This window comes from Nitrosomonas sp. Nm51, from assembly GCF_900111165.1.
In the GTDB taxonomy this organism is placed as follows: domain Bacteria; phylum Pseudomonadota; class Gammaproteobacteria; order Burkholderiales; family Nitrosomonadaceae; genus Nitrosomonas.
This window is the reverse complement of sequence record NZ_FOGH01000001.1, coordinates 53895-66319: the sequence shown is the minus strand read 5'-3', so window position 1 is coordinate 66319 and position 12425 is coordinate 53895. Positions and strand designations below refer to the sequence as shown.

Below are 12425 nucleotides of genomic sequence, written 5' to 3'. Positions count from 1 at the left end.
CGTCCATCGTCGAGATTTCTGTTCAACAGCAAAACTCGTTAAAGCGTTTTAACAAAAGCAAGCACTGTTTCTATATGCCCCGGCACTTTGACACCGCGCCATTCCTTTCTCAAGATACCTTCAGCATCAATAACAAAAGTACTGCGCTCAATACCACGCACTTGTTTTCCATACATGTTTTTCATTTTGATGACATCAAACATTTTACATATCTGTTCATCAGAATCACTTAAAAGCTCAAATGGAAAATTCATTTTTTCTTTGAAATTTTTATGCGATTTTATACTGTCACGTGAAACACCAAAAATTTCACAATTTAGATCTGTAAACGCTGTGTAGTTATCTCTGAAATTCTGACCTTCTGTCGTACATCCGGGCGTATTATCCTTTGGATAAAAATAAATAACAAGATGTTTTCCAAGTGCTTCTGACAATGTAAATGTCTTACCATCAGTACTGGGTAGTTGGAAATCGTCAACAGGTTGATTAATCGTCAACATTGGATTTTATAAAATTGAAAAATTAATTGCCCAAGAACACAAATAAACTATGAAAATACGATGCTAGAAATAATTATCAGGGTATAACCGAATCTATCACAATTGATACATCATTATCGCCAACCGTGATAGGTTCACTCATTCCCTGTAAGTCTCCACTGGAAGGAACCGCCTGGCCCGATTTTGAAATACGCGCTTCGATAATAACATTTTGGAAACTTGACAGTTTCATGGCAGGTGTCATCGCCATTGCATCTGTGAGTGTAAATGTTGCAGGCAGATCTTTGGCACTCAATCTTAGAATTGCCAACGGCATTTTAGGACCGGTTTCAGCACGCGCATAAATAAATAGTGTGTCGTTCGGATTGGCTTTGGCAGCGACCGCATCACTGATAGACACATCACCAGAAATTGACAGTGAGGCTGGTTCATCTGGCTTATTTGACGAAACTGAAACTTGTTCAGGTTCCGATACACTGGGTTGCGCCGCAGTTTCTGATGACTCTGAAGCAGCCAATTGTGTCTGAGGCACAGATGTTCCTTCACCTGACAAAGATCTGGCTTCTGCAATGCTTTCACTCACTGATTTGGCAAGCTGAGAATCAGCCGGAATAACCGCCAATAATCTTTCCCAATACATTGCGGCCTGATCAAAATGATTCTGCTCGAACTCAACTGTTCCCGCCAATGCCAGCGCTTTGGGATATTCCGGGTCAATATTCAAAGCTTTTTGAATCAGTTCATTAGGTCTGCCAACAAGGCTCCCGTCGTTCGTCATTGCTAAAACATCAGCATAATCACTGAGAATCTGGGGATTGTTTGGGATAAATTCGTTCAGTTTGGCATAAGTTGCAGCGGCTTCATCATACTGATTCATGATTGCATATGTGCGCGCCAACATAAACCAGCCTTCTATATCATCAGGATTATTATCTAATCTTGCAATCAAATTCTCCAGAACAGAATTAAAGTTATCATGCCCTTCAGGCATGGCATTGTTACTGCCATCACTGCCTTGAGGCATCTGCACCGCATTTGCCAGTTGCGCCTGCGGCAATAGTCCACGCGTATCGCCAATCTCCAAATATAAATAAATGGCTGCCACCGGCAGTGTCAGCGCAAATATCGTTGAAACGGCGATATTCATTATTTTATTTGGTTTTTTACGATTAATCACTTCGCCTTCTTGAACATCCTGCAACATGCGTTGCTGCAATTCTTGTTTACTTTGCGTATATTGTTCTTGCGTCAAGATATCATTTTCGAGATCTCTGTCTAATTCTTTTAGTTGATCACGATAAACTGTAACATTCACCGCGTCACGCTCAATAAGTTCCTCCTGGAGATTTTTATTTTTTAATAAAGTGGGAATAATAAAAAGGAGCGTAACTACAATAAGAATACCTGAAATGATCCAGAAAGCCGTCATACATTGTTACCTTTATTTTCACGCACAGAAACATCCGTCTTTTGGTGCTGTTTCCGAGTTGAAGAATTATCTCGTTCGTTTAAGTTATCGTTTTCTTTGTGTTGGTTCCCGGATACTTTGGCATGACTTTCATCCAGCAACACAGCTGCTTTTTTCAGTTCCGCTTCACTCAGAGTGACTTCTTTAATCTCCTGGCGGCGTCCTTTAAGGAATTTAACCAAAAACCATGTGCTTAAGATAAAGAAAACCAGCGGTCCAAACCACAACAAAACCGTCGTGGCTTTCATGGGCGGATTATACAATACAAAATCTCCGTAGCGATCAACTAGGAAATCAATAATTTCATCGTCGGTTTTATTGGCTTTGATCTGCTCACGGATTATCCGACGCATATCATTGGAAAAATCAGCCCGGGACTCTGCTATTGATTCATTCTGACATACCAAGCAACGAAGATCTTCTGTTAAGGCCAGCATTCTTTTTTCTATTTCCGGATTTTCCGCTACTGGAACCGCCTCTTTATATTCTGTTTCAGCCAGGCTTTGTGACGGCATCACAAATAGGATTACCAGCATTACAGCCGTGCTGCTGAAAAAAACGTCACTAAACCTTTTCAGTGTAATCCCATCAGCGCATACACGAACCGAATTATATAAAAATGAAACTAAGAATTTTTTCATGTCTGCTTTTGCAATTCGACAATCAATGGAATAATCTTGTTTTGTAATGAATCTACAGTAACCGGACCTATTTGCTTGTGTCTAATAATTCCCTGTTTGTCAATAACATATGTTTCCGGCACCCCATATACTCCATAATCAATCCCAACCGCACCATCTGGATCAACCACACTTGCAATATACGGATCCCCAAAGTGTTTTAACCATTGTTTAGCCGTTGTGTTCTCATCCTTATAATTAAGGCCATATATAGGCACAATGCCTGAATTCGCAAGTTGTACTAATAAAGGGTGTTCATCCCGACATGCAACACACCAGGAAGCCCATACGTTCAGTAACCAAACTTTACCTATGTTTTCTTTCGAAGAAAAAATCCTGTCCGGCTCATGCAGACTGTAAAGTTGAAATTCAGGTGCTGGTTTATCTATTAAGGGCGACGGAACCTGGCGCGGGTTTAATGACAAGCCGACAAATAAGAAAACCGCTAACACTAAAAAAGCAAATAGAGGCAACAGATATCGCATTAAACTTTCCTTGTATCTGAAGCCAATGCTGTGCCACCTTCCGTGGCAACTGGTTTAGCAGCCTCATCTGTTGCAGGAGTTTCCTGGTTAAATTTTTTGCCCAGGATCTGTTGGCTTTTCTCTTTGATTCTCAAGCGATAGCGTTTATCACTTACAGCTAAAATACCACCGATTGACATCAATAAACAACCAAGCCAAATCCAGTCTACAAAAGGCTTGTGATAAGCACGAACAACCCAGGCCTCATTAGCCAGAGGTTCACCCAAAGCAACATAAAGATCACGGAAAAATCCCGTATCAATCGCAGCTTCTGTCATTACCATGCCTGATGCATTGTAAGTACGCTTTTCTGGGTACAGTTTTCGTACAAACTCACCGTCTTTTAATACATCAATGTCTCCACGCACTGACATATAATTAGGCCCTACGACATCAGATACGCCATTAAACTGAAATGCATATTCTTTTATGGTAACGCGGCTGCCTATATCCATACGCACGTCTTTTTCAGTTTCGTAACCGTTGACTAGTGTGACACCAATAATAAATACCGCCACGCCAAAATGTGCGCAATGCATTCCATAAAAGCTTCTGGATTGTTTGGCAAGCTTGACAAAAACATTACCCTGCCCGCTGTTACTTAAACGGTGCTTCATACTAACCAATATGCTCATAACAATCCAGAATGCCAGCAATAAACCGAAGCTGACAAGCGGTTTCCATTCACCCATGTAGAATGGCACGATAATCGCACTTACAATGCTAACGCCAATTGCCCAGCGAATTCGAACGGCCAACGATGGCAAGCTCATCTGTTTCCAGCGGGAGATCGGCCCCAGTCCGATTAAAAATATCGCTGGCGTCATAATCGGCACAAAAACAGCTTCAAAATAAGGCGGGCCGACTGAAATTTTTCCAAGATTAAGCGCATCAATTATTAACGGATACAAAGTGCCCAGCATAACGCTGGCAGCAGCGACCAGTAATAATAGATTGTTTGCCAACAACATTGATTCACGTGACAGCAAGTCAAACTTACCTCCCAAACCAACTTTTGGTGCCCGCCATGCAAATAATAACAGTGATAAAGTAACGGCCACAAACAAGAACCCTAATATGAATACGCCTCTTTCCGGATCAGTCGCAAAAGCATGCACAGAAGTAAGTACTCCCGAGCGCACCAGGAATGTGCCCAACAGACATAGCGCAAACGTACAGATTGCTAATAAAACTGTCCAACTTTTGAAACTGCCGCGTTTTTCAGTTACTGCCAGCGAATGCATTAGTGCCGTGCCAACAAGCCAAGGCATAAAAGAGGCATTCTCAACGGGATCCCAGAACCACCAACCTCCCCATCCCAGCTCATAGTAAGCCCACCAGCTGCCAAGCATAATACCAAAGGTTAAAAATACCCAGGCAACGGTTGTCCACGGACGTGACCAACGCGCCCATGTTGCATCCAGTTTGCCACTGAGCAAAGCAGCAATTGCAAATGCAAATGCTACTGAAAATCCTACATAGCCCATGTACAGCATGGGCGGATGAATAACCATACCGGGGTCTTGCAACAGCGGATTAAGATCACTGCCTTCCATGGCAGCGGGTAACAGACGATCAAACGGATTGGATGTCAATAACATAAACGACAGGAATCCAACGCTGATCAGACCCAGAACACCTAAAACCCGCGCGGTCATGTCTTCAGGCAACTGTTTGCTGAAAACACTGACAGCAATCGACCAACCTGCCAGCATCAATACCCAAAGCAGCAGTGAGCCCTCATGAGACCCCCAGGTTGCCGCGATACGATATTGCAGCGGGAGTTCTGTATTGGAATTTCGTGCCACATTTAAAACAGAAAAATCACTTGTAACAAACGAATAACCAAGACACAAAAAAGCGATCAAGACAAAAACAAACTGACCCTGTACAACCGGTTTTGCTAATGCCATCCAAGAAGTTATACCACGAGCTGCGCCAATTAACGGCAAGGTTCCTTGTGTAATTGCCAGTAACAACGCAAGAATGAGCGCAAAATTGCCAATTTCTGGAATCATGATGTCTAAAATTTATATGTAAGGTCTTTGTTCAAACACAAAGACAATTGGAAACAACCTAAAACACGCATACATGTTTTAGAATCTTTATTTATTGTGTCAGAGAAGCTTTCTGAGCTTTTGCGGCTTCTTCCAAAGCTAGCGCAGCTTCTGGCGGCATATAATTTTCATCATGCTTTGCCAGAACTTCATCAGCAACGAAAATACCGTTTTCGTTTAATTTACCCTGCGCGACAACACCTTTACCTTCTCTGAATAAATCGGGAAGTATCCCCGTATAGACGACCTGAATCGCCTCGGACGTATCTGTTACCGCAAATTTGACTGTTGTTCCTTCTTCACGATTAACACTGCCTTCCTCTACCAAACCGCCAATTCGAAAGCTTTTACCTATGGGCGCTTCATTAGCTGTTACTTGTGTCGGACTAAAGAAGAAAACCAAATTACTTTGAAATGCATTTAATACTAAAACAGCCGCGAACCCCAATGCTGTAACACCAGCAGTGATTACTGCAAGTTTTTTATGACGTGGTTTCATTTTTTATCTCTTCTTTATTTGAAATCTCATTTGGGTCTGAGATTTTTTGTTCATTTGTGGCTCTTTGTTCAGTTATTCAATTCTTCATCCCGGACTGAGTACGTTTCTTTATTTGACTTGTGTGTCAGACCATCCCTTTTAATCAAAGTTCTTTTGCGTCTGGAAACAAGAAGTACTTCACCGATCACACATGCAAACGTTACAAAATAGGACCCCCATACATAAACACCGTATCCGCCCATCGAAAAAAATTCAGACCAGCTTGACCAATTCATCACAGCACTCCTTTTTGTCTAAGCTCGGCGACCCATGCGGTATGACTTTCCCGTTCAAGAATAATGACACGCACGCGTTTTAAAATAACCGCTATCGAATACATCCAGCTCGCAAAAACCATGACCATCATTCCGGTCAGCATTGTCGAAGCCATAGTGGGTGCTTGTGTCACACTAACCGAAGCCCCCTGGTGCAAAGTATTCCACCATTGTACAGAAAAATAGATAATCGGAATATTAATTACGCCGACCAGCGCAATAATTGCGCCCGCTTTGTCGGCTCTTCGGGAATCATCAATTGCAGCCTGCAGGGACATAAAGCCGATATAAAGAAACAGCAAAATCAACTCGGATGTCAGTCTCGCATCCCATACCCACCATGTTCCCCACATTGGTTTTCCCCAGAGTGAACCTGTCCACAGAGCCAGAAATGTGAACAACGCCCCCGTAGGCGCTATGGCAGTCGCCATCATTGAAGAAAGACGAGTATTAAATGCGAGGCCGATACCAGCCCAAAATGCCATCACAACGTAGAGAAACATTGACATCCATGCGGCAGGAACGTGAATGAAAATAATTCGATATGCTTCACCTTGCTGAAAATCTGTTGGTGCAACGAAAAATCCAATATACAGCCCGACAACCAGCAGACCAAAAGCAACTACTGCGAAGAAAGGGATCATTTTGCCTGCAAGAGAATAAAAGCTTGCAGGAGACGCGTATTTATACCAATTAATAGCCATATGCAATATTCTTTGAAAGACGTGTTGTTATTTTTTAAGTTTCTGATTACTTCAGCAGAATGTGGTTGTTTTGACCCTGGCTCATTACAAATAATTCTATACTAAAATCGGTGAATCAGAAAATTGCATTGATTCAAATAAAATAGCATTTAATTCTAATAAGATGAGGTTAATTATTTTAATTTTTCCACCATTATTCCATAGACACCCGCAAGGAAGCCGCTGCGGCCCAGGGTGCGAATACAACTGACACCAATAAAAATGCACCTAACAGTGACAAGTGCGCATCATAATCAATACCGGCCATGATGGCTTCTACCGCACCTGCTCCGAAAATCAATACCGGAATATAAAGCGGTAATACCAGTAAAGATACCAGAACCCCTCCGCCACGTAATCCCAGGGTTAAGGCTGCGCCAATTGCGCCAATCAGACTCAATACGGGGGTTCCAAGCAGCAGCGATAGTGTCAGAACAAACAACGCATCTGTCGGTAAATCATATTGAATGCCTAAAACCGGCGCCATCATGACCAGAGGCACGCCGGTTGCCAGCCAGTGTGCCAACGCTTTCCCCAATACAAGAACAGACAATGATTGAGGAGAAAGCAGCATTTGTTCCAAAGTACCGTCAAGATAATCATTAGCAAACAGTCTGCCCAGTGACAACATTGAGGCCAGCAAAGCGGCAACCCAGACTATACCGGGCGCCATCATGCGCAACATATTCATTTCCGGACCAACACTCAGTGGAAATAAGCTGACAACTATTATAAAGAAAAACAAGGTGGTCAAAACATCGGAACGGCGTCGAACGGCCAGCAACAAGTCACGTTGAACAATCCAAAGAAACATATTACGCCAGTTGCAGCTGCACGGTTGAGGCGGCAGTGACATCAATTTTCTGATGCGTTGTCATAACAATCATGCCACCTAGCTTCAAATGCTGTTCAAGCAATTTCTGGATAAGCTTGACGGCGCTGACATCCAATGCCGCTAGAGGTTCGTCAAGAACCCATAACTTGGTTCTGCAAACCAGTAACCGGGCAAGCGCAACGCGTCTGCGTTGACCTTGCGATAAAATCTTTGCCGGAAGAAATTCCCGACCGCCCATTCCCATATTCTCAAGTGCATCGCGAGCCTGCATATCGGTTATTTTTGTGCCACAGAGCGCACTGGAAATACGTAGATTTTCCAATGCGGTCAAGTCATCTTTTGTTCCACTCAAATGACCGATATACGTTAAATCGAGATAATACTCGCTACCAAGCGACCCGATGGCTATACCATTCCAGATAATTTTACCCATGGCAGGACTTGATAATCCGCACAGTATCCGCAATAAACTGGTTTTCCCACTTCCATTGGGCCCGTTTACCAGCATTAATCCGCCCGCTTCTAATGTAAAACTGATTGATTCAAAAAGTTTGCGGTCACCGCGCACACAGGCAAGATTGGTTCCTTGCAACATAATTATTTTGTAAAGTTGAACATAAAATCATAACGCTTCGGATTAAATCCGTAACACTGTACAGGTTTTCAAGCCGTATTCAAATCAGCAAATTCGGCTAAGCAAGTTATGATCTTGCTTGGCAAAATAGCTATCAGATAACAATCGTTTAGGCTTTATCGACTGACACATTGAAACTTCTCCCAGCCCCAGAAAAAACTGTTGATAATATAAGCGTACAATATTCTTTTGTTGAGTATGGTCCATCGGATTTTTCGTGTTATTCCTGGGGACCGTACGTCCGCACAAAATAGCCTGTGCTTCAGCTTTATCCAGCGAGACCGAAGGAAATTCATGTAAAATGCTATCAATCGGCAACAAGCAACGATCACGTTCCATTAGATTCATTTCTTCCAGCATTCCAAGCGTTTTCACCTGATTCAAATGAAAGCAACCGACACTACAACGTCTCAAGCTAATCAGATACGCGCTGCCACATCCCAGCGCCTTACCGATATCTTCAGCTAAAACACGTATATAGGTACCCGTTCCGCATTGCACCGATACAATCAGCTCATTGCCTGACAATGATTTAATCTGCAGATAATGAATTGAAACTGCACGTGGTATGCGTTCAACCGTTGCACCTTTGCGAGCATAGTTATATAAAGGCTTGCCTTGATACTTTAGCGCACTGTACATCGGCGGCGTTTGTGCTATTTTACCCACAAATTGCCGCAACATCGATTTACAATCTTCTATATTCAGCCGTATGTTAGCTGCGTCGGATAATTTTGTTATGACTCCCTCCGCATCACCAGTGGTACTTTGATAACCCAACTTAATTACGGCTTCATATGACTTGCTGGCTTTTAACAAGACCGAAGTAAACTTGGTTGCTTCCCCCATACAAATAGGCAGCATACCCGTAGCTAAAGGATCCAGCGTACCCGTATGTCCCGACTTGGCAGCCGCATATAAATATTTTGCTCTCTGAAGCACCTGATTGGATGTCATTCCATAAGGTTTATCTAACAGCAATATGCCACTGATATTGCGCCGGGTTATATTAAAGGCAAACAAACTATATTTGTTGATTTTGATTAGTTGATGCTGACAGGAATTCCGTCATGTGAGGTACCGATATAATCAATTGAGAAAGTTCATGTCGATTCAGCTACCATTCTTATTTTCTTGCTGCTCTTGCGCAACAGCCTCGTCAATCAGCTTGGACATATATGCGCCGTGCTCAATTGATTTATCATAAATAAAAATCAGTTGCGGCACAACGCGTAATTTAATCCGCTTGGACAGGCTTGATCTAAGAAATCCACTCGCCTTTTCCAATCCTTTCTCGGTTAAGATATTATTTTTCTGATCGCTTATAGTTGTAAAAAAAACTTTGGCGTAAGCATAGTCGCGGCTAACTTCAACAGCTGTAATCGTAATGTTACTAAGGCGTGGATCTTTGATTTCATGACCCAACATATCGGCAAGCTCACGCTGAATTTGATCAGCCACACGCAGAGAACGGTGAAAATCCTTGGGCATTGATAATTATAGCGTGCGACTCGTTTCAATTATTTCATAAGCTTCTAACTGATCGCCAACTTGGATATCATTGTAATTTTTTAGAGATACACCACATTCAAAACCTTCTTTGACTTCTTTCACATCATCTTTAAAACGTTTCAAAGAATCCAGTTCGCAGTTGTGAATCACTTTGCCATCCCGCAATACTCTGATTAGTGAATTTCTTTTAACAAAACCTTCCAGAACATAACAACCTGCAACCACACCGACTTTTGGAATCCGGTATATTTCCCGAACATCTATAAGGCCCAGAATACTCTCCTTTCGCTCAGGCGCCATCATACCGGAAAGAGCCGCTTTCACTTCATCGACAGCCTCATAAATAATATTGTAATAGTGCACATCCACGCCGCTTGAAGTAATTAATTTCCGTGCACCCGCATCCGCTCGCACATTAAATCCAATTACTACCGCCTTTGATGCCAAAGACAAATTAATATCTGATTCAATAATTGCTCCCACGCCGCTGTGTATAATGTTAACTTTGACTTCATCAGTTGAAAGTTTCTGCAGCGCATGTGTCAGCGCCTCACAGGAGCCTTGAACATCAGCTTTAATAATCAATGACAGTACCTTAACGCCTTCTTGCTGGTCAAACACATTTTCCAGTTTCGCGGCCTGCTGTTTGGCAAGCTTGACATCGCGATATTTTCCTTGACGGAATAGAGCGATTTCTCTTGCTTTACGCTCATCATCAAGAACCAACACAACATCCCCTGCATCTGGAACCTCTGACATTCCTTGTATTTCCACCGGTATTGATGTGCTTGCTTGTTTAATCAACTTGCCATTTTCGTCACTCATAGCACGCACCTTGCCAAAGACTGCACCTGCCAGAAGGACATCGCCCCGTTTTAACGTACCCGATTGAACCAGAACGGTCGCCACAGGCCCACGGCCCTTATCCAGACGTGATTCAATTACCACACCTTTTGCCGTTGTTTTCTTGGGCGCTTTAAGTTCCAGAACTTCTGCTTGCAACAAGATCGCTTCCAATAAACCATCTATGCCTTGGCCTGTTTTTGCTGACACTTCAATAAACATGGTATCGCCACCCCAGTCTTCAGGCACGACTTCATGTGCCACCAACCCCTGTTTAATTCGTTCGATATTAGCTTCAGGTTTATCAACTTTGTTCACCGCAACGATTAATGAAATTCCGGCAGCCTTGGCATGATGAATAGCCTCGATTGTCTGCGGCATAACACCATCATCTGCGGCAACTACCAAAACAACAATATCGGTGATTTTTGCACCGCGCGCGCGCATGGCAGTAAACGCTTCATGACCGGGTGTATCCAGAAACGTAATCATGCCATGCTCAGTTTCAACGTGGTATGCGCCGATATGTTGCGTAATGCCGCCGGCTTCACCACCTGCCACGCGTGAACGGCGGATGTAATCCAGCAAGGATGTCTTCCCATGATCCACATGCCCCATAACTGTAACTACGGGGGCCCGTGGTTCCAATTGCGCTTCAGCAATAAGCGATTCGGTATCAGCCAAAAATGCTTCAGGACTGTCTATTGCAGCGTATTGCGCAACATGTCCCATTTCTTCGACGACAATCATGGCTGTTTCCTGGTCCAACATTTGATTGATCGTAACCATAGAACCCATGTTCATTAATACCTTAATGATATCAGCCGCTTTAACAGACATTTTCTGGGCTAATGCACCTACAGAAATGGTTTCGGGTACGACGATTTCCCGCACAATCGGTTCAGTCGGCGCGGAAAAACCATGTTCCTTCTTCGCTTCAACTGAAATTGATTTCTGCTGTTTTTCACGGCGAGCACGCCACCCTTGGCCTCCTATATCTCCATGCGTTTTTACACCGCGCTTGCGTGCAGTATCTTCTTTCCAGCCTGATTGCTTAACCTGCTTCTTTTTCTTTTCAGTCTTGTCTGTTTTCTCGGTTTTGTCTTCTTGTTTTTTTGCCGATCCTTCAGGCAAAAGTTTTTTTTCTACTGATTCGCTATTGCTATCCGTTACCGCAACAGTCGACTGAACCGGCTTTGCTTCCTTTGCTACGCCACCAGGTGACTTTTCCAGTTCAATTTTTCCCTCAGCTGTTTGAGGAAATTCTTCATGCGCTGGCTTTGGCATTTTTCCGGCAACTTTCTGCTGTCCGGTTTGCTCAGAAGCGGGCGTGATTGATCCAGGCTGGTTTTTTTCTTCGTGGGTGATTTCAACATTTTTTCGCGCATGCTTGCGCTGAATTTCTGCCGCCTGACGCGCAATCAGCTCTGCTTGTTTTTTTGCTTCTTCTTCACGCCTCGCTAACTGTTCCGCATCAATAACAGACTCTGTTAAGTGTGGTTTGGGCTTTATTTCGGCTCCGACTGGTTTGGTTTCCAAGCTTGTTTCATAGGAAGGTTTGGTAAATACGCGCCGCTTTCTTACCTCCACCTGAATCGTGCGTGCGCGACCCATACTATCAGATTTACGAATCTCCGAAGTCTGACGGCGGGTTAGAGTCACCTTGTTTTTCATTTCTTTGGCGCCGTGTGTCTTTCTCAAGTAATCAAGTAACTGCGCCTTATCCTGCTCGGTTAGATTATCTCCTGCCAACATTTTTTTCACACCGGCAGCTTGCAGCTGTTCCAGCAACACTGCCGGTAGCAAACCAAGTTCA

The 12425-nt window shown here is 43.4% G+C and carries 13 protein-coding genes; all 13 read right to left on the bottom strand.

The window, feature by feature from the left end:
• Positions 1 to 38: 38 nt before the first annotated feature.
• On the bottom strand, positions 39 to 500 hold the full coding sequence (locus BMY60_RS00300) for a peroxiredoxin (protein ID WP_090330310.1): 462 nt from the start codon (positions 498 to 500) through the stop codon (positions 39 to 41).
• A 76-nt stretch (positions 501 to 576) separates the two neighbouring features.
• Positions 577 to 1929 carry a c-type cytochrome biogenesis protein CcmI gene (gene ccmI / locus BMY60_RS00295; RefSeq protein WP_090330308.1) on the bottom strand — a complete coding sequence of 451 codons (1353 nt, stop codon included), beginning with the start codon at positions 1927 to 1929 and terminating at the stop codon, positions 577 to 579.
• Positions 1926 to 2609, bottom strand: coding sequence for a cytochrome c-type biogenesis protein (locus BMY60_RS00290; protein WP_090330307.1), 684 nt, complete (start codon positions 2607 to 2609; stop codon positions 1926 to 1928). Before BMY60_RS00290 ends, ccmI begins: the two co-directional genes overlap by 4 nt.
• Positions 2606 to 3133 (bottom strand): DsbE family thiol:disulfide interchange protein, encoded by a 528-nt coding sequence (locus BMY60_RS00285; RefSeq protein WP_090330306.1) that lies wholly within the window; start codon positions 3131 to 3133, stop codon positions 2606 to 2608. The genes BMY60_RS00290 and BMY60_RS00285 overlap by 4 nt, the downstream gene beginning before the upstream one ends.
• Positions 3133 to 5190, bottom strand: coding sequence for a heme lyase CcmF/NrfE family subunit (locus tag BMY60_RS00280; RefSeq protein WP_090330305.1), 2058 nt, complete (start codon positions 5188 to 5190; stop codon positions 3133 to 3135). The genes BMY60_RS00285 and BMY60_RS00280 overlap by 1 nt, the downstream gene beginning before the upstream one ends.
• A 91-nt stretch (positions 5191 to 5281) precedes the next feature.
• On the bottom strand, positions 5282 to 5728 hold the full coding sequence (gene ccmE, locus BMY60_RS00275) for a cytochrome c maturation protein CcmE (protein WP_090330304.1): 447 nt from the start codon (positions 5726 to 5728) through the stop codon (positions 5282 to 5284).
• Positions 5729 to 5796: 68 nt separating this feature from the next.
• Positions 5797 to 6003 (bottom strand): heme exporter protein CcmD, encoded by a 207-nt coding sequence (gene ccmD, locus BMY60_RS00270; protein WP_090330303.1) that lies wholly within the window; start codon positions 6001 to 6003, stop codon positions 5797 to 5799.
• Complete coding sequence (gene ccmC / locus BMY60_RS00265; protein ID WP_090330301.1) at positions 6003 to 6746, bottom strand: heme ABC transporter permease CcmC; 744 nt, start codon at positions 6744 to 6746, stop codon at positions 6003 to 6005. The genes ccmD and ccmC overlap by 1 nt, the downstream gene beginning before the upstream one ends.
• A gap of 193 nt (positions 6747 to 6939) precedes the next feature.
• The gene (gene ccmB, locus BMY60_RS00260; protein WP_090330300.1) at positions 6940 to 7599 is read right to left on the bottom strand and encodes a heme exporter protein CcmB; all 660 of its coding nucleotides are present in this window, start codon (positions 7597 to 7599) and stop codon (positions 6940 to 6942) included.
• A gap of 1 nt (position 7600) precedes the next feature.
• Positions 7601 to 8215, bottom strand: a complete 615-nt coding sequence (gene ccmA / locus BMY60_RS00255) for a cytochrome c biogenesis heme-transporting ATPase CcmA (RefSeq protein ID WP_090330298.1) — start codon at positions 8213 to 8215, stop codon at positions 7601 to 7603.
• Between the two features lie 84 nt (positions 8216 to 8299).
• Positions 8300 to 9235, bottom strand: a complete 936-nt coding sequence (truB, locus tag BMY60_RS00250; protein WP_256250607.1) for a tRNA pseudouridine(55) synthase TruB — start codon at positions 9233 to 9235, stop codon at positions 8300 to 8302.
• Between the two features lie 132 nt (positions 9236 to 9367).
• On the bottom strand, positions 9368 to 9745 hold the full coding sequence (rbfA, locus tag BMY60_RS00245; RefSeq protein ID WP_090330295.1) for a 30S ribosome-binding factor RbfA: 378 nt from the start codon (positions 9743 to 9745) through the stop codon (positions 9368 to 9370).
• Positions 9746 to 9751: 6 nt separating this feature from the next.
• Positions 9752 to 12397, bottom strand: coding sequence for a translation initiation factor IF-2 (gene infB / locus BMY60_RS00240; RefSeq protein WP_371264172.1), 2646 nt, complete (start codon positions 12395 to 12397; stop codon positions 9752 to 9754).
• Positions 12398 to 12425 lie beyond the last annotated feature (28 nt).